Origin of the sequence: Actinotalea solisilvae, assembly GCF_016464425.1 — a bacterium.
GTDB classification, from domain to species: Bacteria; Actinomycetota; Actinomycetes; order Actinomycetales; family Cellulomonadaceae; genus Actinotalea; species Actinotalea solisilvae.
Window position 1 is genome coordinate 127552 of record NZ_JADDKQ010000001.1, and the last position, 23730, is coordinate 151281.

Here is a 23730-nt window from a genome sequence, read left to right on the forward strand (position 1 = left end):
CCCTCGCCGGGACGGTGTTGAGGCGGGCATGAGCACCTCCCCCGCCACGCCCGCCGCCGACGCCGCCGTGGCCTTCGGGCTCGACACCTTCGGCGACCTCACCGTCGACGCCGCGGGAGCTCCCGTCCCGGCGCACCAGGTGATCCGCGACGTCGTCGAGCAGGGCGTGCTGGCCGACCAGGTCGGCATCGACCACTTCAGCGTCGGCGAGCACCACCGCGACGACTTCGCCGTCTCGGCACCCGACGTCGTGCTGGCGGCCGTCGCCGCCCGGACCGAGCGGATCACGCTCGGCACGGCGGTCACGGTCCTCAGCTCGGACGACCCCGTCCGCGTCTACGAGCGGTTCGCGACCATCGACGCGATCAGCGGCGGGCGCGCGGAGATCACCGTCGGCCGGGGCTCGTTCGTCGAGTCCTTCCCGCTCTTCGGCTACGAGCTGGCCGACTACGAGGTGCTCTTCGAGGAGAAGCTCGACCTCCTCGCGCGGCTGCGCGCCGAGGGACCGACGACGTGGTCGGGCACGACGCGCGCGCCGCTCACGGGCCAGCGCGTGCACCCCACGACCGAGCGCGGCAGCCTGCCGGTCTGGGTCGGCGTCGGCGGCAGCCCGGAGTCGGTCCTGCGTGCCGCGCGCCAGGAAATGCCCCTCATGCTCGCGATCATCGGCGGGGCGCCGGCGCGCTTCCGGCCGTTCGTCGACCTCTTCCACCGGTCGACGGCCCAGCCGCTGCCCGTGGGCATCCACTCGCCGGGGTTCGTCGCCGACACCGACGAGGAGGCGCTCGAGCTCCTCCACCCGCACTTCACGGCGAACCGCGACCGCATCGGCCGCGAGCGCGGCTGGCCCGCGATGACCCGCGCCGAGTACGAGCGCGAGGCGGACGGCGGGGCCCTGTTCGTCGGGTCGCCCGAGACGGTCGCCCGCCGGATCGCCGCCGCCGTGACCGACCTCGGGGTGCAGCGCTTCGACCTCAAGTACGCCAACGGCACCATGCCGCACGAGCAGCTGCTCCACGCGATCGAGCTCTACGGCACGCAGGTCGTGCCCCGCGTCCGCGCGCTGCTCGGCGAGCGCGCCGCGGCCGGTGCGGCCCCCGGACGTGCGGACGCCTGAGCCGTCAGGTCACAACGCGCCCCCGCGGCGCTCCTCGTCGGTAGGCGGGATCGTCCCGCCCCCGGGCTCGCCCGGGACCCGTCAAGGAGCCGTCATGCCCTCCGCCACCATCCCGATCGCGTCGTACACCGTGCAGGTCGCGCGGAACACGTCGACGCAGTTCACCAAGCTGACGATCGCGGGACCCGTGCTCGCGCACGGCATCCAGAACTCCGCGACCCTGTACTTCTTCCCGTCGTACACCGAGCTCAACGCGTGGGCCACCAACGTGGGCGGGCTCAACTTCGACGGCATCCACGTCATCGCGCAGGTGCCCTTCGGCGACTTCGCGCGCATGTACGACGCCATCCGGAGCGAGGCGCCGGTCTCGCTCGCCTACACGTACGGCTCGAGCGCGACGACCACGAAGCCCGTCACGCTCGTCGCGATCCAGAGCGGCGACGAGCCCCCCGGCGAGGGCCCTGACGACGAGAGCACGGTCGACGCCGCGTTCACCGCGCTCCTCAAGGCCCGGACCTTCGACCTCGTCCGCTGAGGAGTCGACGGGGCGGGCGGTCCCCCGCCCGTCCCGTCGGCCGGGTCCGTTCACCCGTTCGGGGCACGGCGTCCACCTGCGGTTGCCCCAAATGTCCGATTACGGCAAGCATGGGGTCACCGGCGCCGTGCTCCGACGGTCGCTCCTGCGCGAGAGGAACGACCGTGCCCCGTGCCACCTCCCGACGTCGACCCGTGGTCGACGCCCCGGTCCGTCCGCTCTCGGCCGCCACGCACGACGTCGCGGCCGACCGGGACCGGATGCGCCGGCGCCGGTTCTACCGGCTGGCCGCGGTGGTGCTCGGGGTCGAGGCCTACCTCATCACGATGCCGCTCGTCGGGCGCGACGCCGTGCCGGCCCTGCCCGCCGTGGACCCCCTCGTCCTGGTCCCGGTCCTCTTCTTCGTGGCGCTCCTCGTCCTCCTCGTGGGCGGTCAGGCGATGAACAGCCGGTCGCCCCACGTCGTCTACCGGCCGGAGCAGGTCGACGTCACGCTCGACGACGTCATCGGCATCGACCCGGTCAAGGAGGACGTGCGGCGCTCGATCGACCTCTTCCAGACCCACCGGCGGTTCGCCGACCAGATGGGCGGCACGGCGCGCCGCGGCCTGCTCTTCGAGGGCGCACCGGGCACGGGCAAGACGATGACGGCCAAGGCGATGGCCGCCGAGGCCGGCGTGCCCTTCCTCTTCGTCTCGGCGACGTCGTTCCAGTCGATGTACTACGGCGCGACGGCGCGCAAGATCCGCGCCTACTTCACGGCGCTGCGCAAGGCCGCGCGCGCCGAGGGCGGCGCGATCGGCTTCATCGAGGAGATCGACGCGATCGCGCTGCGTCGTGGCGGCCTGCTCGGCTCGGTCACCGGCCCGGCAGCCGGCTCCGCCGCGACCGGCCGTCCGGGCGGCGTCGTGACGAACGCCATCATCAGCGAGGGTGCCGGCGGCGTCGTCAACGAGCTGCTCGTGCAGATGCAGTCGTTCGACGAGCCCACGGGCGTGCAGAAGCTCGTCAACAAGGTCGTGGCCCAGGTCAACCTGCTGCTCCCGGCGGACCGCCAGATCCGTCAGATCCGGCCCGAGCGCGTGCCGATCCTGCTCATCGCCGCCACGAACCGCGCGGACTCGCTCGACCCCGCGCTGCTGCGGCCGGGCCGGTTCGACCGCCGTCTCACCTTCCAGTCCCCCGACGTCCACGGCCGGCGGGCGCTCGTCGACCACTTCCTCGCGCGCCGGTCGCACGAGCCCGACCTCGACGACCCGCTGGTGCGGGACCGCATCGCCGCGGCGACGAACGGCTGGACGCCGGTCATGATCGAGCACCTCCTCGACGAGGCACTCGTCAACGCGCTGCGGCGCGGCGCGGCCGGCATGTCCTTCCTCGACGTCGAGCAGGCGCGCATCACGGAGCTGGTCGGCATCGGGCAGCCGGTCGCCTACACGACGCGCGAGCAGAACCTCATCGCGACCCACGAGGCCGGTCACGCGGTGGTCGCCTGGCTCGTCGCGCCGCACCGCACGCTCGAGGTCCTGACGATCGTCAAGCGCGGCGACGCGCTGGGCCTGCTCGCGCACGGCGACACGGAGGAGGTCTACACGCACTCGTCGGTCGACCTCCGCGCGCTCGTCGACATCGCCATGGGCGGCCTCGTCGCCGAGGAGCTGTTCTTCGGCGTCACGACGACGGGTCCGGCGTCCGACCTGGCCGCCGCCACGCGGACCGCCGCCCAGATGGTCGGGGCCGCGGGCATGACGGGCTCGCTCGTGTCGTTCCTCGCGACGGGTCAGGACCTCGTGGGCGCGGTGCTCGGCGACGCCAAGGCCCGCGAGCAGCTCGAGGCCGTCCTCGACGAGGGCCGCGACCGCGTGCGCTGGCTGCTCGCCCAGAACAAGCACCTCGTCGAGGCGCTGCGCGACGCGCTGCTCGAGCGGCACGAGCTCGTGGGCGACCAGATCACCGACGTGCTCGAGCACGCGCAGGAGCGGCACGCCACCGCCGTCGCGGCGGCGACCGAGCGCGGCGGCGAGGACCCGGGGCGCCTCTCCGTCGCGTGACCGTGCCGCCGCCGCCGCGACCGGCCGCTCAGAGCGGGATCGCGTCGGCGTAGACCACCCGGGACGTGCGCGTGGGCGTCCCGGTGAGGTTCGGCTCGTCGACCGGGTCGGCGTCGAGCAGCTCGCGCTCCTCGACGAGCACGCGCCAGCGCGGCTGGTCGCCCGGCGTCCGCAGGTCGATCGCCGCCTCGCGCGCGCCCGGGTGCGGGAGCGCGAGCTCGCCGCTCCACGTCACGCGGTACGACCCGCTGGGACCGACGCCCACGACGGGCAGGCGGCGTGAGGAGACCGTGCGCCACTCGAGGTCGCTCGCGCCGTCGGGCAGCACCTGGACCGTCGCGTGGACCGTGCGGCTGCGGGCCAGCACCTGGTCGACGAGCGCGGTGCCGCCCGTCGGCGTGTCGGCGTCGAGCTCGACCGGGACCGTCGCGTCGCCGCCGTCGCGCCGGGGGACGCGCAGGAACGCCACCGCGCCGCTCACCGTCACCCGCACCCGGTCGTCGTCCGGCCGGTTGACGGTCGCGGTCCGGGTCGGGAGGGGCTGGACCCACGAGGTGAGGCCGACCGGCGAGAGGGAGCACCCGCTGATCGAGTCCGGCTGGTAGCGCGCGACGGCAAGACGGACGAACGGCCACAGCGCCGGCCCGTCGTCGAGGGCGACGTCGACGAACCACTGCCCCCGGCCCGGGTGGTACTCGGGGCGGTAGGCGAGCACGCGCCCGGTCGCCGGGCCGCCCTCGCCGGCCGGGAGGTCGACCAGCGGCACGGTCGCGGCGGGGAGCACCGGACGCGCGGCGCGGTCGACGACGGCGCCTCCGGCCGCCTCGAGGACCAGGTGGCCGAGCTCGACGAGCGGCGGTGTCAGCGCGCTACCCGTGGGCGCGCCGAGGTACACCGGGTCCCGACCCCACAGGCTGATGGTCCGCTCGGGCTCCGCGCCCGTCGTGCCGAGCACGATGCCCAGCAGCTCGCCGTCGCCCGACGAGTACCACGGGCGACGCAGCCACACGCGCACGCCCGACCGGCGCGTGCGGCGCAGGCCGAAGGGCTGGTCGGGCTCGGTCGACTCCTCCCACCGCAGCAGGGGCACGGCGTCGACGAGGTCCGGCGCGGCCGGCCGGGCGGCGCTCGGGACGACGAGCTCCACGGGCGCGCCCGCCAGGACGGGGTCGTCGTCGGCGGGCAGGTCCTCGGCCGTGAACAGCTCGCGGAACCGCGTCGAGCCGCTCGGCGTGTACGTCACGCGTCGGTGGTGCGTGTCGGGGAAGGTCTGCAGGGCCCTGTGCATCCCGAGCCCGCCCTCCGACAGCGCGAGCGCGTCGGCCGTGGGCCCGAACGGCAGGAAGTCGATGAGCGTGAGCAGGCCGAAGCGCTCGCGCTCGGCGACCGCCGAGCTGACGACGACGTCGTCGCGGCGCACGGTCACGGGGCCCGGCGCGGCGACGTCGTCGACCTCCTCGGTCCACGACGCGCGCACGGTGAGGCGGTCCGTGCTCGACCCGTGGACGTCGACGACGCCCGCGAGCTGCGCGACCGTGAGGCCCGGGGGACGCATCGCCACGCGCAGCGCGAGGATCTCGGGCGCCCGCACGGGCGCGGGCACCGCGTGCACCAGGCGGACGTCGACCGACGGGGTCAGCCACCACGTCCAGCCCGACTCGGCGGCCCGCAGGAGGACGGCCGCGGCGACGACGTCCTCGGGCGTCGCGCTGCCGTCGCCGTCGGGGTCGACGGTCGAGGCGAGGTGGGAGCGCCACAGGCCGAGCTTGTCGAGGTCCGCGCGCCGCACGGACGACGACATCGCGAGCCGCACCTGCTCGCCCGCGGGCAGGGAGACGCGGATCGCCGTCCCGTCGAGCCGGGCGCCGAGCGCTGCCTCCTCGCCGGGCGCCGCCGCGACCGCGGGCTCGAGCACGAGGCGGAAGGGACGGACGCGGGGCCACTCCCCCTCGAACGGCAGCACGACGGTCTGCAGCACGCGCGGCTCCGGGAGCACGTGCGGCGCGCCCGCCTCGTAGAAGACGAGGGCGACGCCGGCCGCGAACGGGTCGGCGAGGTACGGCAGCGTGAGCTGGTCGACGTCGTGCGCGACGTACTGGCCCTCCCCGAGCGGCGTGTCCCGGTGGGCGGCGATCTGGTCGAGCGTCACGAGCGCGGCCGGGTCGGCGCCCGGGCGCGCGTGCAGCGCGATGCCGGGCTGCTCGACCACCTCGCCGGGCGCGTCGAGGTCGGGGACGAAGCGGTCGAGGAGCGTGCCGCGCTCGCGCAGCGCGACCGCGTAGGCGGCGCGCTGCTCGGCCGGGTCGGTCGAGCCCATCGCCCGGTCGAACAGGCCGGCGGTCTCGCACTCGAGCTGCGTCGCCTTGGGGGGTACGACGTGCCGCTCGCTCGTCGCGCCCGCGTCGGGCGACGTCGGCGCGAGACCCGTGCGGACCACGAGACGGGACAGCTGCTCGCCCGTCCCCAGGGCGGTGCGGGCCACGAGGCTCGGCGGGAGCACGGGCTCCCAGCGCAGGTACGGCCGCGGGACCGTCACCGTCGGGCGCCGGGCGACCTCGGGCTCAGGGACGCCGCCCGGCCCGTCCGGCCAGCCGGCCACCTCGGCGAACGTCCCCGCGTCGACCTGGAGCTGGGGCCGCACGCGCCACGTCGGCGCCTGCGCGGCGAGGCGGCGCGTCGCGCGGGCGACGTCGCGGAACGCCGCGTCGACCTGCGGACCGGCCATCGGCGCACCCGCACCCCCGGTCGGCGCCGACGTCGCGCCCGTCCCGGCGCGGAGGCGCGCGCGCGCCGTGCGCTCGAGCCGCTCGGCGACCGCGAGGTCGATCTCGAGGTCGCCCGTCCGCGCGACGGCCGGGACCCAGGCGCGCACCCGGTCCGCGGGGCCCGCGGCCGCGTCGGTGCGTCCGGCCCGACCCGGCCGGCCGACCCAGCCCGGCCGCCCGAGTCCCTCGCGCAGCGGTCGGCGGACGGGCTGGCGCCCGTCGCCCTGCCGCGCGGCGTCGACGAGCCAGTCCGGCTCGTCGTCCTCGCCCGGGAGCGCGGCGAGCACGCGGTCGCGCACCGCGGACAGCAGCCCGCCCCGGTCCCGGGCGCCGTAGACGGCGCGCAGGCGGTCGAGGTGCGCGCGGGCCGCCTCGTCGGCGAGCACGGGACGCCCGCCCGGTCCGCGCGCCGGGCGGTCGGCGCGCACGGACGCCCCGCCGAGGTCCACGCCGACCATCCGGAACGCGTACGAGCGCCCGTAGCGCAGCGCCGGGAGGGTGCCGGGCTCGACGCGCGTGCGCACGTGCACACCGGTGGCCGGCTCGTCGGGCGGGGCGTCGAGCACGTGCTCCTCGCCGTCCTCGTGCACGACGACGCGACCGGGCCGAGGCGCGGACAGGCTCCAGCCGTCCCAGCCGGCGACGACCTCGTGGAGGTGGTACGGGTGCGCGGCGTCGCCCGGCACGCGGTGGAGGCCCGACTGCTGGAGGAAGCCGGCGTCCGGGGCGTCGCCCAGGACGGTCACGGCGGGCGTGCCGTCGCCTGGGTCGGCGGTGACGTCGACGCGGCGCCGGTGCAGGCTGTGCCAGGCGCGGGTGGCGTCGTCCCACACCTCGAGCCGGACCCCGCGCACGAGGTCGTCGTAGTCGAGCTCGGGCCCGAGGACGCCCGGGCCGTCGTCGGGCGTCGTGAGGCTCTCGGCGCGCTCGAGCCGCGCGCGCGTCGCGGCGACCCGGTCGGCGCGCGCGATCGCGAAGCCGGTCGACCGCAGGGAGCCGGGGGCGGACGTCGCCGGGTCGCCGTTGACCTCCGTCGCGACGGCGCGCGGGAGGTCGCGCAGGTGCTGCTCGAGCTTGAGCCCCGCGGCGTCGGGGTCGACGTCGAGGACGACGTAGGCCTCGTCGCCGAGCGGCAGGGCGCCCGCGACCCACGCGGACGACGACCGGGCCCGGAAGACGTCGCCGTCGACGACGACGCGCGTGCGGGGCGGCGCGAGCATCGTCACCTCCGCGCCCTCGGGCGGCACGAAGCGCACGGCGACCCAGGTCACGCCGTCGAGCACGGCGACGTCGGCGAGGCGCAGGTCGACCGCGAGGCCCAGCCGGCGCAGGAGGGACGGCGTCGAGCCGAACGAGGCGAGGCGGGCGTGGACGTCGGGCACGGGCGGCGCCGGGCGCGGTGGCGCGGCGTCCGCGAGCGGCTCCCGGCGGTACGGCGTCGCGGCCTCGGGCCGCTGGTAGTAGCGGCGCGTGGCGTGCGCGTCGAGGAGCACCTGGAGGTGGGGGTCGTCGGTGACGCCGCCCGCGGCCAGCATGTCGTCGAGCATCGCGGTGACGCGCGCGTCGCCCTCGGCGTCGTCGAGCAGCACCTCGACGGCCGACGGCGTCGTGAGGTCCTCGCGGGGGTAGGTCCGGTCCCTGCCGCCGAACGCCCCGAGCGTGGCCTGCGCCTCGGCGAGGCGCCGCGCCGCGAGCCGGGTCGAGCGGCCCGCGCGCTCGCGCGCCAGGACGAGCAGCTCGCGCAGCGCGCGGTGCGTCTCGGCGAGGTGCTGCAGCGTCCCGTCGAGCACCGGGCTGCCGACGACGCCCGGACGCGCGGTCGGCGCCGCGGTGAGCGACATGAGGTGCAGGTCGACGGCCTCGTCGCTGAGCCGGTGCGCCGGCAGGCTCCGCACGGTCGCCTCCGAGAGCACGGGCGCCGGGTAGCCGACCACCGGCGTGCCGGGGGGCACCGCCGCGCGCCACACGGCCGCGTCCGCGCCGGGCAGCACCTCGAGCGGCACCGCGGCGCCCCCGGCCGAGGTGACGAGCTCGAACCGGCCCGCCGCGAGCACGGCGCCCCAGTCGGCCGCCGCCGCGAAGTCCGCGACGGTCGCGTCGGGGCCGGTGGGGACGAGCTTGTGCGTGACGAAGGCGGTGAGGTGGTGGTCGGCGTCGGCCGCGCGCGACCACGGCAGGGCGGTGACCAGGACGGACGTGGTGGTCATGTCTCCTCCGGCTCAGGCGGCGGTGAACGCCGCGCAGTACGCGGACCAGTCCGCGTTCGCGCCGTCCAGGGGCGGGTAGATGTCCTCGAGCACCGGGTCGCCCTTCGACCCGGCGAGGCGCCGCTCGCACGAGACCTCGACGGACGCGGAGAAGAACAGGACCTCGACCTCGACGACGATCGACGCGCGGCCGACGAGCTTGCCGGTGTCGAAGTCGTACTCGAGCGACAGCTCGAGGGTGATGGAGGCGGAGATGAGGCCGAGCACGTCGACCTCGCCGCGGATGCGGAAGTAGGCGGTGAGCGAGCCCGCGTCCCCCTCGAGGCGCAGGTACACCCCGACGGCGATCGAGACGGAGCCGGAGGCGACGCCCAGGTCGACGGACAGGCAGGCGGTCGCCTCGAGGCCCACCTCGAGCAGGACCAGGCCCTTGGGCGAGGCCCGGAGCGCGACCCAGCCGCCGCCGCCGATCATCATCACCGTGAGGCGGAACGGCGAGTCCTTGGAGCAGAAGCCGAAGCCCACCGTCACCGCGTCGCCGAGGAACGGGATGCGCGCGTCGGCGGCGAGCGCGATGTTCTCGATGCTGAAGACGCCCACCGAGACGTTCGGCAGGGCGAGGTCGAACCCCGCCGTCACGCCCTCGGGTGCGACGTCCACGTACGGCGGGTCGGCGAACCCGTCGAACGGGATCATCCGACGCAGGGTGTCGACGAACGCGAGCGGCCCGAGGAACTCCATGCCGCCGAAGACGACGTCGACCTCCGGCTTGCCGGCCGAGGTCACGCGGAAGCCGATCCGCTGGAACGCCACCGCCAGCAGCGGCTCCCCGGGCAGGAGCTGGAGCGCGAAGTCGGCGAGCTCGGCGGTGACGTCGACCGCGGGCGGGCTCGACGCGCTCGCCCGCACCTCGACGGCGAGGCGCAGGCCCCGCGGGTCCCGCGCGTCGAAGACGGGCGCACCCGCGGGCCAGCTCGTGATCTGCGGGCGCCACTCGAGGCGTGCGGTGACGGACGCGGACGGGCTGAGCAGGTCCTCGACGAACGACGCGAGGGCCTCGACCGTGTCCGCGGCGCGCGCGAGCGTCGCGAGCGCGCGTGCCGGGCGCTCGAGCTCGGCCCGGACCGCCGCCGGCAGCTGGGGTGCGCCGAGCACGGCGAGCAGCGCGTCGACGCGGTCCGCGACGTCGCCGAGGGCGTCGACGACGGCCTGCACCGCGGCGACCGGGTCGGCCGCGCCGGGGAGGTCGCCGAGCACGTCGAGCACCGCGTCGAGGCTCGTCAGCAGCGGGCCGGTCGCGGCCTCGACCTGGGCGCGCGCAGCCTCGATGCCCGCGCGCGCGCCGTCGTGCGCGGCCTTCGCCGCGTCCGCCGCGAGCCGCGGGCCGACGTCGGCCGCCGCCGCGCGCAGGCGGTCGGCCTCGCTGACGATGCTGCTCACCACGTCGAGCGCCTCGGTGACGAACGCCGGGGCGTCGTCGAGGCCGACGCCCAGCGCGTCGAGCAGGTCGAGCAGCGAGAACAGCCCGAAGAGCTTCGGCAGCGCGCCCTCGAGGAAGCGCTCGGGCGAGAAACGCCCCTGCGCCAGGCCAGAGTCCGGTCCCGTGCCGTCCTCGCCGACGGCGCCCAGGCTCCGGGACAGCGCCCGGACCATGAGGTTGGGGCTGAGGAACCCGCCCGACCGGTCGGAGCCGCCGCTGAAGTCCACCGCGGGCGCCGCGCCGGCCACCGCGAGGAAGACCTGGCCCGGGTTCGCGGCGCCGAAGCCCGACGCGTCGGCGGCGAGGAACGGCGCCGCGTAGGCGAACGGCACGACGGCGGAGTGCGGCGCGAGGTGTCGCATCGACGGTACGACGCCGTCCGCGCGCTGGAGGAACGGGCGCGACGTCGCCGCGACGGGGTCGACCACGCCGCCGAAACGCAGCGTCGCGACCTCCACCTCGGTGTCACCGGCCGTGGCCGGGCGCGCCATCGCCACCGTCTGCCCGCTCGCGGCGATCGCGCGGACCGGGGCGTAGGCGGCGTCGGCCAGGGCGGTGACGTCCTGGCCGAGGGTGCCCGCGAGGTCGACGGCATCCACGGAGACGAACACCAGCGCCGCGGGGACGGTCACCGTGGCGCCCGCCTGGTCCACGCTCACGAGCGTGAACCGGTAGGGCACGCCGTCGATCGAGGGCACGAAGGGCTTCGTGAGGTCCGGCATCGAGTCGAGGTTCGGCGTCACGAGGGGCTCGACGGTCACGCGGCCGAACGGGGTGTCGTGGCCGCCGTAGGTCCGGGTCGGCTCGCGCACGATGATGAACTCGCGCCGCCACAGGTACGCGACCCCCTGGGCACGGTCGACCACGCGCCGCTCGGTCACCGTGACCCAGACCGCGCGGTGGCCGAACGGGTAGAGGAACCCGGGCTGGGTGATGCGCACGTACTGGTCGCGGCCCATGACGGCCTGGTGCCGGTAGGACTCGAGCAGCGGGACGAGCGCCGGGTCGGGCGACGGGCGTGTGTCCTCGAGCTCCCACGCCGCCCGCCAGTCGACCCACGCGCCGAGGCTCGACAGCGCGAGCTGCCGCACCTCGAGCGGCTGGGGCGGCCCCGGCATCCGCGTGTCCGACGTCTGCCGGACGATCGAGCGCCGCTGGGGCGGCAGGATCGACTGGGGGTTCAGCGGCGCGGGGTCCGCCGTGGCGGTCGCGTCGGGTGCGTCCAGGTCGCGGCTCCACACGGCGCGCACGACGCGCTGCTCGTCGTCGGTGTCGTCGTGACCGGCGAAGGCGCCGTCCGCGTCGGTCCGCCGCACGGTGAGCCGGGTGCGCCAGAGCTCCGCGCGCTGGGGGTCGTCCGGGGCTACGACGGGGTCGGCGTCGTGCCGGAACGCGCCGAGCGGGCTCGGAGACACGGTCACGCGGTACGGGACCTCGATCGCCGTCTCCGTCGCGGTGGGCGGACGGGGGCCGCGCGGGCGCAGGGGCGGCAGGCGGAAGCGGTCGGGCCCGCCGGGCACGAGCGTGCCGAGGATCCGCCGACGGTGCTCGGGGAGGCTCGCTTCGGCGCCTGCGGGTCCGGCGGGTCCGGCGGCCGCCCCTACCCCGGTCGCTCCCGCGCCGGCCAGTCCGACGGCGCCCGCGTGGCCGCGGACCAGGCGGGCCGCGTTCGCGTGCAGCAGGACCCGCGCCGCGACGTCGTGCAGCGCGGTCGACGCGACGGCAGCCGGGCGGCCCTCGCCGAGCACGAGGTCGGCGAGGCTGGCGTCGTCGGCGCCCTCGGCGAGCCGGTGCCAGCCGGGGACGAGCACGTCGTCGAGCCACCCGGGCCGCGGCCGCCCGCCGCCCGGTGCCACCGCCGGGGTCGCGTGCGGCGCGACGCGCAGCGCGAGGGTCGGGAGCACCGCGAGCACGTCGGCGAGCGTGAAAGGGACGCGGGCGCCGTCGGCCAGCGCGAACACGACGCGCGTCGGTGCCGCGGCGCGGTGCGCCGACACGGCGCCGGGGGTGCCACCCCGAGGCCACGCCCGCTCCCCGAGGTGCTGCGGCGGCAGGTGCAGGACGAGCGACGCGTCGGGTCCGGCCACGAGCACGGCGCCGGCACCGTCCCGCTCCAGCGTGCAGCCCGGGGCGGTGAGCCGGGCGTCGAGCAGGTCGAGGGGCCGCAGCAGCCGCACGTCGAGCGGCCGGTCCTCCTCGTCGGGCCGGTCGGGGCGGTCCGGTCGGTCGGGGTCGGGGCGACCCGGCGTCTCCTCGTCCGGGCGGCGGGGTGGTCCGGGCATCGCGCACCTCCGCTCGGCGAGCCCGGCGGCCGGTCCGGGGGCGCACCCGACGCTAGGAGCACGCGCACCCGGGGGCATCGGGGAAAACACCGGTCTCGGCAGGGTCTGGCCGCAGCGGTGCACGCAGGAGCACGATGGGTCCCGTCCGCTGGGAAGGGGGCACCCGTGCGCGTCGCCGTGGTCGGGGCCGTACCCCTGGTGCGCCACGGGCTCGTCCTCCAGCTCGTCGCGCGGGGCGTCCACGTGCACACCGAGGCCGCGTCCCTCGACCACCTGCGCGCGACGCCGTCGGCCACGGCCGAGCGCGGCTCCCCCGTCCTCCTCCTGGTCGGCGTGCACGACGACCGTGTGCGCACGCTCGAGGGGATCCGGCTGGTGCTGGGCGACGGCTCACCGGTCCTCGCGCTGACGGACGGCGGGGACTCCTGGCTCCGCCGCCGGGCGCCGGGCGGGCGCCGAGCGCCCGACGGCCTCGCGGTCACGGCGCTGGCCGGCGTGGGCGCCGACGAGGTGGTCGCGTGGCTGGGCGCCGCGGCGGCCTCGGGCCGCCCGGCCCGCGGCCCCGCGCAGCGCCCCCGCCTCACCGCCGCCGAGCTCGACGTGCTCGAGCTGCTCGCCCAGGGGCTGTCGAACGCCGGGATCGCCCGGCGGCTCTCGCTCAGCCCCAAGACGGTCGAGTGCCACGTCACGAGCCTGTTCGCCAAGCTCGGCCTCGCGCACGAGGACCCCGGCCTCAACCGGCGCGTCTCGGCGGCCCTGCAGTGGGTCGCGCTCGTGAGCTGAGCGCCCGGCCACGGGCCGCGCCCGCTGACCCGTGCAGGTAGCGTCGCGGCATGGCCCGTCCCGTCCCCGCCCCACCCGGACCCGGCCAGGAGTCGGTCTGGGACTACCCCCGGCCCCCGCGCGTCGAGCCCAGCGGCGCGGTGGTCGCCGTCGAGCTCGGCGGGCGCGTGGTCGCGACGACGGACCGCGCGCTGCGGGTCCTCGAGACGAGCCACCCGCCGACGTACTACCTGCCCCGCGACGCGTTCGTGCCGGGAGCGCTGCGCGAGGCGGCCGGGGCGACGTGGTGCGAGTGGAAGGGCCACGCGAGCTACCTCGACGTCGTGGCGGGCGACCGCGTCGCGCCGTCGGCGGCGTGGACGTACCTCGCGCCCTCCCCGGGCTTCGAGGTGCTCGCCGGCGCGGTCGCCGTCATGCCAGGCCTCGTGGACCGGTGCACGGTCGACGGCGAGGTGGTCGCGCCTCAGCCGGGGGGCTTCTACGGGGGCTGGATCACGTCGGCCGTGGTGGGCCCGTTCAAGGGCGGGCCGGGCACCGCGGGCTGGTGACCCCACCCGCACGACCCTCGGCCCCGCCGCGCCCCGGTGCGCGCGCGACGCCGCAGGACGGCCGCGCGTGCCCGGGGGCCGTCGGAGCCGCCCCCGGGTGGGAGGCGCACACTGGAGGGCGGTGACCGACGGTCGCCGCCGTCCCGCACGGGACGGACCCACGGTGGACACCGCAGTTCGACCGAAGGGTGGCATCCAGATGGCACGGATCGACTCACGACGGCTCCTCACCACGGGCGGCACGGCCGTGCTCGCCGCGAGCCTCGCCGCGGGGGGCATGGCGCTCCACGGCGGCGGCGGCGGAGGTGACGGCGGTCACGGCCACGGCGGACGCACCGCCAAGAACGTCATCCTGCTCGTCGGCGACGGGCTGAGCATGGCGGCGCGGGACGCGACGCGGCTCGCGACGGTCGGCCAGGACGGCCAGCTCGCCATGGACCAGCTGCGCTACGCGGGCTGGGCCTACACCGACTCGGCCGACCCCGAGGACGCCGTGACCGACTCGGCCGCCGGGGCCACGGCGTTCGCCGCGGGCGTGCGCACGTACAACGGCGCCGTCTCCGTCGACGTCGACGGCAACCCCGTCGAGACGCTGCTCGAGCGCGCGACCGCCCTGCGCAAGGCGACCGGGCTCGTGACGACGTCGCAGGTCACCGACGCCACCCCCGCCGCCTTCGGTGCGCACGTGGCCGACCGCGGGGAGCAGACCGAGATCGCCCGCCAGCTCATCGAGGAGACGCGTCCGGACGTCATCCTCGGCGGTGGCGAGGACTGGTGGTACCCCGTCGGCGACGAGGGCGCCTACCCGGACGACCCGGCGGACGCGCGCCCGGAGGTGAGCAGGTCGACGATCGGCAACCTGGTCGAGCAGGCGGTCGCGTCCGGGTACGACTACGTGAGCACGGCCGAGGAGCTCGCGGCGACCGACGCCGACCGGATCCTCGGCCTCTTCGCGAACGAGGAGATGTTCGAGCAGGCGCCCGAGGGGCAGGGCGACGAGTACGACCCCGTCGTGCCGCTCGCCACGATGACCCAGAAGGCCCTCGACGTGCTCTCGACGGACCGGCACGGGTTCTTCCTCATGGTCGAGGAGGAGGCCATCGACGAGATGGCCCACAGCAACAACGCGGCCCGCACGATCCAGGCCGGCCAGGCCCTCGACGCGACCGTCGCGCTCGTGCGCGAGTTCGCGGCGCAGCACCCGGGCACGCTGGTGGTCGTCGTGGGCGACCACGAGACCGGCGGTCTCGCGATCGAGAACGTCGACGACGCCGACGAGTCGGGCGACACCGCCAGCACCGACGCCGCCGTGCTGCAGAGCCTCGAGGACGGACCGTTCCCGATCGCCGGCTCGGACCTCGAGTTCACGGTCGACTGGACGACGGGCGGCCACACCGGCGCCGCGACCCCGGTCACGGCCGAGGGCCCGCACGCCGACCGCCTCGCGCGCGCCCAGGACGCGACCGGCGTGCACGACGTCATCCTCGACGCGATGCGCGGGCGTCGCTAGCGGTTGCGGTGGGCCGGGAGCGCCCCCGACCCGGCCCACCGGCGCCCGCCGCGACCCCCGTCCACGGCGACCGCCGCTCTCCGGATGTGACGCGGCGCGGCTCGTGCCACTGTGGCCCCGAGGGGCACGCGACCGTGCGGCCACCCGAGGCGACGAGGCGTCGGGCGGGGCGGGCGGAGCGCCCCCGCACATCTTCGACGAAGGGGGCGAAGACGTGACCGCTCAGCAGCCGCTCGCCGCGCGCGACCTCAGCCGCCGCACGTTCCTCCAGGGCCTCGGCGTCGCGGGCGCCGGCCTCGCGCTCACGTCCTGCGCCCGGCCGTCCGGCTCCCGGACGACCGAGATCGTCTTCTACCAGTCGAAGCCCGAGGTGATCGGGTACTTCGACGAGCTCATCCAGCAGTTCCACGAGGCCCAGTCGACGGTCCGCGTGCGCCACGACGCGACGTCGAACCTCGCGGGCTCGTTCGTGCGCGAGACGCCGCCCGACATCGGCTGCCTCAACTACAACTTCGAGATCTCGCGCTACGTCGAGCGCGGCGCGCTGAGCGACCTGAGCGACATGCCCGAGGCGGGCCGGATCATCGACGAGCTGCAGCCGCTCGTCGACGTCACGGCGACGTACCCGGGCCGGACGAGCGTGATCCCGTACTCGCTCATGGCGGCGGCCGTGCTCTACAACCGCGAGATCTTCCAGGCGAACGGGCTCGAGCCGCCCACCACCTGGGACGAGTTCCTCGCGGTGTGCGAGGCCCTGACCGCCGCGGGCGTGACGCCCATCTACTCCACCTTCAAGGACCCCTGGACCATCGCGCAGGGCCACTTCGACTACACGGTCGGGGGCCTGATCGACACGACCGACTTCTTCGAGCAGCTCAAGGAGCAGGGGGCCGACGTCGGGCCGAACAGCCCGGTCGCGTTCCAGAAGCAGTTCGTCGAGCCCGTGGAACGGATGAAGGTCCTGGTCGGGTACTCGAACGAGAACGCGGCGAGCCGGGGCTACGGCGACGGCAACCTGGCCTTCGCGAACGGCGAGGCGGCCATGTACCTCCAGGGGCCGTGGGCCCTGACCGAGATCGCCAAGACGAACCCCGACCTCGACGTCGGTGCCTTCCCGCTGCCGATGACCGACGACCCGGCCGACCGCAAGGTGCGGGTGAACATCGACCTCGCGCTGTGGATCCCAGAAGGGTCCGCCAAGAAGGAGGCCGCGCGGGAGTTCCTCTCCTTCCTCATGCAGCCCGAGGTGATCGACGCGTACAACGCCCAGGCGCTCGGCTTCGGCGTGACCGAGGGCGCCGCCCCGGTCACGAACGAGACGCTCGTGGAGCTCAAGGAGTACTACGACCGGGCCGCGTTCTACCTCGGCGCGTCGCAGCTGGTCCCGCAGTCGATCCCGCTCCAGAACTACGCGCAGTCCCTCGCCACCGGGGCGGAGCCGGAACAGGTGCTCCGCACCCTCGACGCCGACTGGTCACGCCTGGCGTTCCGCTCCTGATCGCGCCGCGCACCGTCGCGCCCGACCTCCGCCTCACCCGTCCGACGACCGGAGACTTCCATGGCGACAGCCGCCGAGACCCGACCACGGACGGTCGACCGCGCGGGACCCGTGCGGCCCGACCGTCGCCGACCGGCGGGCCTGACGTTCTACCTCATGCTCGTGCCGTCCCTCGTGCTGTTCACGCTCGCGATCACGGTGCCGGCGGTCATGGGCATCACGCTGAGCTTCACCGACTCGATCGGGTTCGGCGAGTTCGAGTGGGTCGGGCTCACCAACTACGTGGCGATGTTCTCCGACCCCGCCATCCTCGGTTCCTACGGCTTCACGATCCTCTTCGCGCTCGTCACCGTGCTGCTCGTCAACGTCGTGGCGTTCCTGCTCGCGGTGGGGCTGACGGCGAGGATCCGCGCCAAGATCACCCTGCGAGCGGTGTTCGTGCTCCCCATGGTGATCTCGGGCATCGTCATCGCGTACGTCTTCAACTTCCTGTTCTCGAACTCGCTCCCGCAGCTCGGGCAGACGCTGGGCGTCGCGGCGCTCGAGCAGAGCCTGCTCGCGGACCCCGACCTCGCCTGGCTGACGATCGTGTTCGTCACCGCGTGGCAGGCGATCCCCTCGGCGCTGCTCATCTACATCGCGGGGATCCTGTCGATCCCGAACGAGGTCTACGAGGCGGCGTCGATGGACGGCGCCTCGCCCGGCCGCAGGCTCGTGTCCATCACGCTGCCGCTCGTCGCGGGCTACGTCCTCATCAACCTCGTCATCGGGTTCAAGAACTTCCTCAACGCCTACGACATCATCGTCGGCCTCACGAACGGCGGCCCCGGGACCGCGACCCGCAGCGTCGCGATGACGATCTTCTCGGGCTTCACCGGGGGCGACTACGCCTACCAGATGGCCAACGCGACGATCTTCTTCCTCATCGCGGTCGTGCTCGCGGTCACCCAACTGCGCCTGACGCGCGGAAGGAGTGCGTTCTGATGACGCAGACGACGCTGACCACGACGGCACCCGGCCAGGTACCGGTCCGACGCCGTCGCCGCTTCCTCGGCCGGTCCGGCGAGGACCGCCCGAGCTGGGGCGCAACCACCGCGCTGGTGATCTGCTCGATCGCCGTGTTCCTGCCGCTCTACGCGACCGTGACGATGGCGTTCAAGACGACCCAGCAGTCCGTCAGCGGGCAGGTGTTCGCGCTGCCCTCGCCGCTGTCGGTCGACGGCTTCGTCGAGGCGTGGCGGCTGACGAACTTCCCGCGCGGCTTCGGGATCTCGGTCTTCGTGACGCTCGTGACGGTCGTGGGCACGGTGGTCCTCGCCTCGCTCGCCGCCTACGCGATCGCGCGGAACTGGGACCGGAGGTTCTTCCGGATGTCGTTCTTCTACCTGCTCGCCGCGATGTTCCTGCCCTTCCCCGTGCTGGCCCTCTCGCAGGTGAAGCTCACGGGGATGGTCGGCCTGGCCAACCCGCTCGGCGTCGCGATCCTCCACGTGATGTTCCAGCTGTCGTTCAGCGTGCTCCTCTTCACGGCGTTCATCCGGGGGCTGCCCGAGGAGCTCGAGGAGAGCGCGCGGCTCGACGGCGCGACGACGTGGCAGGTGTTCCGGCGCATCGTCTTCCCGATGATGGCGCCCATGAGCGCGACGGTGGCCATCTTCGCGTTCCTCGCCTCGTGGAACGACTTCATGATGCCGTCGCTCATCACGGCCGACTCGACGCTCCAGACCCTGCCCGTGCTGCAGTCGGTGTTCCAGACGCAGTTCAGCAGCAACTACAACGTGGCGTTCGCGTCCTACCTCATGGCGATGGCGCCCGCGATCGTCGTCTACCTGTTCACGCAGCGCTGGGTGATGGCCGGCGTGACGCAGGGTGCGATCAAGTAGCCGAGCGGCCCCGACCGACGGGCGCCGGGGGCGGGGGGGCGCCCCCCCCCCCGGGGCGCGCCCCCGGGGGGGGGCGCGCCCCGCCCGGGGTGGGCGGCGGGGTTCTAACATGGCGCGGCGCGCCCCCCCGGGGGGGGGGGGGGGCGGGCCCCCCCCCCCGCGGCGCCCCCCGCGACCGGTGGGCGGCTCAGCCGGCGGCGACGGCGGCGCGCAGCGCGTCCAGGAGCGGCGTCGTGGGCCGGCCGAGGAGGTCGCGCAGGTCGCTCGACCCGCCCGCGAGCAGGCCGCGGCGCGTGTCGCCGTCGAGCGCGACGACGAACTGGGCCGTGCCCTCGTCGAGCCCGGCCGCCCGGAGGACCTCGAGGTGCTCCTCGGGCGTGACCGCGCGGTACGCGACGGGCCGGCCCACGACCTCGGACACCGCCGCGGCGAGCTCGTCGTGGGTCCAGGCGTGGTCGCCGGCGAGCTCGTACGTCCGGCCCTCGTGCCCGGGCGTCGTGAGCACGGCGACCGCAGCGCCCGCGAAGTCCGCGCGCGGTGCGCTCGCGACCCGCCCGTCCCCGACGCTCGCCACGATCTCGCCGGTCGCGCGCGCCTGCTCGAGCGCCGGGAGGTAGTTCTCGGTGTACCAGCCGTTGCGCAGCACCGTGACGGCGAGACCCGACGCCCGGAGGAGCTCCTCGGTCGCCTTGTGCTCGGGCGCGAGGACGAGCGGCGTGTCGTCCGCCGCCGGGGCGCTCGTGTAGACCACGCGCGCGACGCCCGCCGTGGCCGCGGCGTCGATCGCCGCCGCGTGCTGCTCCACGCGCCGGCCGACCTCGCTGCCCGAGACGAGCATGAGCGTCTCGGCGCCCTCGAGCGCCGCGTCGAGCGACGCGCGGTCGGCGTAGTCCACGCGCGCGGTCCTGACGCCGCGCCCGGCGAGGTCGGCGAGCCGCTCGACCCGGCGACCCACCGCAACGACGTCGGACGCGGGGACGCCCGCGTCGAGCAGCCCCTCGACGACGAGACGGCCGAGGTGACCCGTGGCCCCGGTGACGACGATCGACATGCTTCCTCCTGGCTCGTGCGGTCCGGCGCGCCCTGACGCGCCGGGCCGGGGCGTGGGCGTCCCGGCACCGGCACAACGGGTCCCCGCACGCGAACCTTCCGATCTGCGGGTACCCACTTCTCGGTAAGGTACTGACATGTCGGTAAGCACCCAGGTCAGCCTGCTGGAGCGCCTCCCCGGGGGCGTGCTCGCGTCGGGCTGTCCGAGCCGCGTCGTGCTCGACCACGTGACGAGCAAGTGGGGCGTGCTCGTCCTCGTCGCGCTCGCCGACCGCACGCTGCGCTGGAACGAGCTGCGGCGCGTCGTCGAGGGCGTGAGCGAGAAGATGCTCGCCCAGACCCTGCGGGTGCTCGAGCGCGACGGCTTCGTGCACCGCGAGGCCGCGCCCACGATCCCGCCCCGCGTGGACTACTCGCTGACCCCCCTCGGCCGCGATCTCGCCGCCCACCTCCTGCCCCTCGTCGGATGGGTCATGGACCATGCCGAGGAGATCGTGAGCCCGGCCGCGGAGCCGACCGCCTGACCACCGCCTGCGCCCGGCGGGCCCCGGGTTTCACCCGCGCGCGACGGCGTCCGGCATGCGAGAGGCGTTGACACCATGTGGACGCGTCCCCACACTCGACCCATGACCACGGACCGCGCAGCACGCGAGGTCCCGCGCACCGCGGGACCCGTCGACGTGATGTCGACGCGCGCGTCCGAGTGTCGAATGTGTCGCTGACGACCCTGTCGTCCCGGTCCCCCCGGCTCTGACGAGCCCGCCGCAGGCGTCCCGCCTGGTCCGGCACGCGGACCCCGCCCGTCGCACCGCGACACCTCCGACACCGCCCGCCCGTGGCCGCCGCACCGGCACGCCGCCTCGGGGTCGGCCCTCCCCTCCACCGACGCGCAGCCCGAGGAGCACTCCCGTGCCGAACCCCACCCGCATCGACGTCCTGCCCATCCAGGAGGCGGTCGCGACCGCCTCGCCCAGCGCGTGGCGCGACGGCCTCGTCGTCTCCCGGGAGCCGGGGACGATCACCGTCGCGCACCTCGACGGCGGTGCGAGCACGCTGACGACCCGGGCCGCACCGGACCCGGGTGAGCCCGTGGCCGTGCACCCCGTCGCCGAGCTCGTCGCGATCGGGGGCGTCTGGTACGCGGCCCGGCCGGTGCGCTAGCCCTTCGCCATCCCGGCCATCGCGGACGAGCACGCCTCGACCATCGCGCGACAGGCCGACGCGCAGATGCGGCAGTGCTCCGACATCGCGGCGTGCATCTCGCACTCCGCGGCGCACGCCTCACCCATGGCCTGGCACGCCTGCATCATCATCATCATGACGTTCACGTCGTAGCCGCCGGGGCGCATCATCATGCGCATCGTCGTCATCGCGACGTCCGCGGTGTTCATGCACATCGACGCGCAACGGCCCATGCCCTCGCCGCCGTCGGCGTCCGCGCACATCGTCGCGGCCATCGACGCCGCCGAGCACGCCTCGATGCACTGCTGCATCATCCCCATGTCCATGCCCGACGACTCCGCCGCCGCCGGCATGGACCTCATCATGTCCGCCATCATGCTCATCGGTGCCCGCCTCTCGCCCTCGTCGCGTGACCTGCTCCAGCTCCTCGACGGTACGCCCGGGCCTGTGCGGCACGCCACGGTGCGGGGAGCGTCAGTCGACGTCCTCGCCCGCGAGCGCCCGGGCCGCGAGGCGCTCCTCCTGCGCCGCACGCCAGACCTCGGCGGCCGCGCCGACGTTGACGACGACGATGACGGCCCCGAGAACGAGGTCGGGCCACCCCGAGCGCGTCACGGCGGTCACCACGGCCATGGCGATGATGGCCAGGTTGACCAGCACGTCGTTGCGCGCCGAGAGGAACGCCGCCCGCGACAGCGACCCGCCGTGGTGCCGCACGCGCGCGAGCAGGAGGGAGCACGTGAGGTTGACGACGACGGCGCCTCCCGCGGTGAGGACGAGCGCACGCACGTCGGGCGGCACCGGGTCGGACGCCTTGACGACGGCCTGCCACGCGGCGGCGAGCGCAGGGACCAGGATGATCCCCGCCATGACCCTTCCCGCGACGGCCCGCCGTGGCAGCGACCAGCCCAGCGCGACGGCGATCAGCACGTTGATCGCGGCGTCCTCGAGGAAGTCGACGCTGTCGGCGAGGAGCGACACCGACCCGATCGCCAGGGCGACGGTCGCCTCGACGCCGACGTACGCCAGGTTGAGCGCCGCGACCACCAGCACCACGCGACGCAGGCGCCGCACGCGTCCGGCGTCCTCCTCGGGCGCGGTCACGGCGTGCTCACGCCCGCCAGTCTGGCGCACGGTCCTCACCGGCGCTGCCCGGGTGCGCCGGCCCGGACCGACCTACGCTCGGAGCATGAGCGGCTATCGGGTGAACCAGGCCGGCGTGACGCACGCGCGCGAGCTCATCGAGAAGCGGCGCTACGACACCACGACCTCGTGGTCGGACGCGGCGCCGGGCGCCGACCGCGAGAACCGGTGGATCGAGCGCCACGGCGACGACGCCTACGGGGAGTGGCACCTCGCGGTCGACCCGGACGCGTCGCCAGGCACCAAGGCCCGGTTCCGCTTCCCCTACGGCGACTTCTCGCGCGTCAACCGGGCCGCCCTCGTCCACGCGAAGCAGCGCGCCGTGCAGAACGGCCACGACGAGGTCGCCGCGGCGGCGGACGACCTGCTCCAGCGCCTGGACCGGGCGCACGGGGACTGACGAGGTCGCCGCGGGTCACCAGGTCGAGTCGCCGCGCAGCACGACGTCGGAGCCTCCGTCGACGAAGACGACCTGGCCGCACAGGTGGGTGTTCTCCTCGCCGACCAGCCACACGAGCAGCCGGGCCGGCACCTGCGCGGCCATGAAGCCGTGCAGGGCATCGGCACCAGGGCGGCGAGCGCCGTGCGCGCCTCGTCCGTCGCGAGGAACGACGCCACCATCGGGGTCTCGACGACGCCCGGCGCGATCGCGTTGAGCGGGATCCCCGCGCCGGCCCATGCCGGCGTCGGCGCGTGGCGGCGCAGCCACCGGCACAGCGCGACCTTGCTGCTCGCATAGATCAGCCCGGCCCGGTCGGCCTCGACGAGGCGCGCGGCGCGGTCGAGCGCTCCGGGCTCGTCCGCGACGAGGCAGAGGTCCACCAGCTCGTCGTCGTGGTCCATGAGGCTCGCCATCGACGCGGTCGCCACCGCCCGGGGTGCCGGCGACCGAGCGAGCAACGGCCGCAGCCCCTCGAGCGTCGCGACGGTCCCGAAGTAGTTGACGGCGACGTCGGCCGGCGCCTGGTGGGCCAGCCCGGCGTTCGCGACGACGCCGTCCACGTGGCCGTCGGTGAGCGCCGTCACCTGCTCGGGGAGCGAGGCCCGCCCGTCCGGCGTGGTCAGGTCGACGACGACGTCGGCATCGTGGAGGTCGACCCCGACGGGCCGGTCGCCCCGCTCCGTCAGCAGCTCGCAGGTCGCCCGGCCGATGCCCGATGCCGAGCCCGTGACGACGACGGTGCGCATGGTCGCTCCTGGTGGTCCGGACGACGCCCGGCCCCTGCCGGGCTCGGTCCACGGTAGGCACGGGCGTGCGCCGTGGCCTGCGGACCTTCGTCACCGCGGCCCGGGACCACCGGTCCCCGGGACCGCCGCCCGGGGACCTTCGCCTCTGCCCTGCCGTCGCCGTGCGGGCGACGCTGGTCGCTCGACGAGCTGCGGCCGGCGCACCGACCGCCCGACCGGAGGAGCTCCCGTGGCACACACCTGGACCGCTCGGATCGACCTCTTCGACGAGGCGGACTCCCCCGGCGGGAGCCGCCTGACGACCGCTCGCGCGGTGCTCGACACGGGCACGGCTCAGCTCGAGGGTCGCGGTCACGCCCGCCGCAACCCCGAGGACGCCGACGTCCCCGAGATCGGCGAGGAGCTCGCGGCGGCGCGTGCGCTCCGTGCGCTCGCCGACCGGCTGCTCGACGTGACGTCCGAGGACATCGCCGCGGTGGAGCACCACCGCGTGCACCTGCGCGCCTGA

At 75.3% G+C, this 23730-nt stretch carries 19 protein-coding genes and 1 pseudogene; 13 read left to right on the forward strand and 7 right to left on the reverse strand.

Annotation, left to right across the window (positions count from 1 at the left end):
• Positions 1–28 precede the first annotated feature (28 nt).
• From JIG38_RS00560 to JIG38_RS00570, 3 genes are all read left to right on the forward strand, one after another.
• A complete protein-coding gene (locus JIG38_RS00560) occupies positions 29–1117 on the forward strand; it encodes an LLM class flavin-dependent oxidoreductase (RefSeq protein WP_199421558.1) in 1089 nt (362 codons plus the stop codon).
• A gap of 94 nt (positions 1118–1211) precedes the next feature.
• Positions 1212–1652 carry a hypothetical protein gene (locus JIG38_RS00565; protein ID WP_199421559.1) on the forward strand — a complete coding sequence of 147 codons (441 nt, stop codon included), beginning with the start codon at positions 1212–1214 and terminating at the stop codon, positions 1650–1652.
• 164 nt (positions 1653–1816) lie between these two features.
• Entirely contained in the window at positions 1817–3703 is a 1887-nt protein-coding gene (locus JIG38_RS00570; RefSeq protein WP_307844393.1) for an AAA family ATPase, read from the forward strand.
• A 28-nt stretch (positions 3704–3731) separates the two neighbouring features.
• On the opposite strand, the gene JIG38_RS00575 is transcribed toward JIG38_RS00570, so the two are convergent.
• Positions 3732–8675, reverse strand: a complete 4944-nt coding sequence (locus JIG38_RS00575; protein WP_199421561.1) for a hypothetical protein — start codon at positions 8673–8675, stop codon at positions 3732–3734.
• A gap of 12 nt (positions 8676–8687) precedes the next feature.
• Positions 8688–12437 carry a hypothetical protein gene (locus tag JIG38_RS00580; RefSeq protein ID WP_199421562.1) on the reverse strand — a complete coding sequence of 1250 codons (3750 nt, stop codon included), beginning with the start codon at positions 12435–12437 and terminating at the stop codon, positions 8688–8690.
• 165 nt (positions 12438–12602) lie between these two features.
• Between JIG38_RS00580 and JIG38_RS20835 the strand changes: the two genes are divergently transcribed.
• The 6 genes from JIG38_RS20835 (at position 12603) to JIG38_RS00610 (ending at position 18659) form a co-directional block, all read left to right on the forward strand.
• A complete protein-coding gene (locus JIG38_RS20835) occupies positions 12603–13220 on the forward strand; it encodes a helix-turn-helix transcriptional regulator (RefSeq protein WP_199421563.1) in 618 nt (205 codons plus the stop codon).
• A gap of 50 nt (positions 13221–13270) precedes the next feature.
• Positions 13271–13768 carry a DUF427 domain-containing protein gene (locus JIG38_RS00590; protein WP_199421564.1) on the forward strand — a complete coding sequence of 166 codons (498 nt, stop codon included), beginning with the start codon at positions 13271–13273 and terminating at the stop codon, positions 13766–13768.
• A 199-nt stretch (positions 13769–13967) separates the two neighbouring features.
• The gene (locus JIG38_RS00595; RefSeq protein ID WP_233404105.1) at positions 13968–15278 is read left to right on the forward strand and encodes an alkaline phosphatase; all 1311 of its coding nucleotides are present in this window, start codon (positions 13968–13970) and stop codon (positions 15276–15278) included.
• Positions 15279–15492: 214 nt separating this feature from the next.
• Positions 15493–16776, forward strand: a complete 1284-nt coding sequence (locus tag JIG38_RS00600; protein WP_199421565.1) for an ABC transporter substrate-binding protein — start codon at positions 15493–15495, stop codon at positions 16774–16776.
• 60 nt (positions 16777–16836) lie between these two features.
• Positions 16837–17760, forward strand: coding sequence for a carbohydrate ABC transporter permease (locus JIG38_RS00605; protein WP_199421566.1), 924 nt, complete (start codon positions 16837–16839; stop codon positions 17758–17760).
• Positions 17760–18659: a carbohydrate ABC transporter permease gene (locus JIG38_RS00610; protein ID WP_199421567.1), complete on the forward strand. Its 900-nt coding sequence runs from the start codon at positions 17760–17762 to the stop codon at positions 18657–18659. The genes JIG38_RS00605 and JIG38_RS00610 overlap by 1 nt, the downstream gene beginning before the upstream one ends.
• A gap of 187 nt (positions 18660–18846) precedes the next feature.
• Here JIG38_RS00610 and JIG38_RS00615 read toward each other — a convergent pair whose 3' ends face one another.
• Positions 18847–19710 (reverse strand): SDR family oxidoreductase, encoded by an 864-nt coding sequence (locus JIG38_RS00615; RefSeq protein ID WP_199421568.1) that lies wholly within the window; start codon positions 19708–19710, stop codon positions 18847–18849.
• Positions 19711–19846: 136 nt separating this feature from the next.
• Between JIG38_RS00615 and JIG38_RS00620 the strand changes: the two genes are divergently transcribed.
• A complete protein-coding gene (locus tag JIG38_RS00620; protein WP_199421569.1) occupies positions 19847–20233 on the forward strand; it encodes a winged helix-turn-helix transcriptional regulator in 387 nt (128 codons plus the stop codon).
• Positions 20234–20618: 385 nt separating this feature from the next.
• Entirely contained in the window at positions 20619–20870 is a 252-nt protein-coding gene (locus tag JIG38_RS00625; protein ID WP_199421570.1) for a nuclease, read from the forward strand.
• Here the strand turns inward: JIG38_RS00625 and JIG38_RS00630 are convergent.
• Positions 20867–21274, reverse strand: coding sequence for a four-helix bundle copper-binding protein (locus JIG38_RS00630; RefSeq protein ID WP_199421571.1), 408 nt, complete (start codon positions 21272–21274; stop codon positions 20867–20869). The genes JIG38_RS00625 and JIG38_RS00630 overlap by 4 nt on opposite strands.
• 91 nt (positions 21275–21365) lie before the next feature.
• Positions 21366–21995: a cation efflux transmembrane domain-containing protein gene (locus JIG38_RS00635; protein WP_307844395.1), complete on the reverse strand. Its 630-nt coding sequence runs from the start codon at positions 21993–21995 to the stop codon at positions 21366–21368.
• An 85-nt stretch (positions 21996–22080) separates the two neighbouring features.
• On the opposite strand from JIG38_RS00635, the gene JIG38_RS00640 reads away from it, so the two are divergent.
• Positions 22081–22434: a hypothetical protein gene (locus JIG38_RS00640; protein ID WP_199421572.1), complete on the forward strand. Its 354-nt coding sequence runs from the start codon at positions 22081–22083 to the stop codon at positions 22432–22434.
• Between the two features lie 15 nt (positions 22435–22449).
• On the opposite strand, the gene JIG38_RS20565 is transcribed toward JIG38_RS00640, so the two are convergent.
• Both JIG38_RS20565 and JIG38_RS19820 read right to left on the reverse strand, forming a co-directional pair.
• On the reverse strand, positions 22450–22578 hold the full coding sequence (locus JIG38_RS20565) for a hypothetical protein (protein WP_267907586.1): 129 nt from the start codon (positions 22576–22578) through the stop codon (positions 22450–22452).
• Between the two features lie 356 nt (positions 22579–22934).
• Positions 22935–23222 (reverse strand): annotated as a pseudogene (locus tag JIG38_RS19820) (SDR family NAD(P)-dependent oxidoreductase); the annotation flags it as partial.
• A 229-nt stretch (positions 23223–23451) separates the two neighbouring features.
• Here JIG38_RS19820 and JIG38_RS20840 point away from each other — a divergent pair.
• Entirely contained in the window at positions 23452–23730 is a 279-nt protein-coding gene (locus JIG38_RS20840) for a dsRBD fold-containing protein (protein ID WP_307844396.1), read from the forward strand.

Coding starts and splice junctions, on each gene's coding strand:
- JIG38_RS00615 (WP_199421568.1), bottom strand. CDS start 19,710: ATGTCGATCGTCGTCACCGGGGCCACGGGTCACCTCGGCCGTCTCGTC.
- JIG38_RS00610 (WP_199421567.1), top strand. CDS start 17,760: ATGACGCAGACGACGCTGACCACGACGGCACCCGGCCAGGTACCGGTC.
- JIG38_RS00560 (WP_199421558.1), top strand. CDS start 29: ATGAGCACCTCCCCCGCCACGCCCGCCGCCGACGCCGCCGTGGCCTTC.
- JIG38_RS00605 (WP_199421566.1), top strand. CDS start 16,837: ATGGCGACAGCCGCCGAGACCCGACCACGGACGGTCGACCGCGCGGGA.
- JIG38_RS20565 (WP_267907586.1), bottom strand. CDS start 22,578: ATGGCCGCGCAGGTGCCGGCCCGGCTGCTCGTGTGGCTGGTCGGCGAG.
- JIG38_RS00620 (WP_199421569.1), top strand. CDS start 19,847: ATGTCGGTAAGCACCCAGGTCAGCCTGCTGGAGCGCCTCCCCGGGGGC.
- JIG38_RS00640 (WP_199421572.1), top strand. CDS start 22,081: ATGAGCGGCTATCGGGTGAACCAGGCCGGCGTGACGCACGCGCGCGAG.
- JIG38_RS00565 (WP_199421559.1), top strand. CDS start 1,212: ATGCCCTCCGCCACCATCCCGATCGCGTCGTACACCGTGCAGGTCGCG.
- JIG38_RS00580 (WP_199421562.1), bottom strand. CDS start 12,437: ATGCCCGGACCACCCCGCCGCCCGGACGAGGAGACGCCGGGTCGCCCC.
- JIG38_RS00575 (WP_199421561.1), bottom strand. CDS start 8,675: ATGACCACCACGTCCGTCCTGGTCACCGCCCTGCCGTGGTCGCGCGCG.
- JIG38_RS00595 (WP_233404105.1), top strand. CDS start 13,968: ATGGCACGGATCGACTCACGACGGCTCCTCACCACGGGCGGCACGGCC.
- JIG38_RS00630 (WP_199421571.1), bottom strand. CDS start 21,274: ATGAGCATGATGGCGGACATGATGAGGTCCATGCCGGCGGCGGCGGAG.
- JIG38_RS00590 (WP_199421564.1), top strand. CDS start 13,271: ATGGCCCGTCCCGTCCCCGCCCCACCCGGACCCGGCCAGGAGTCGGTC.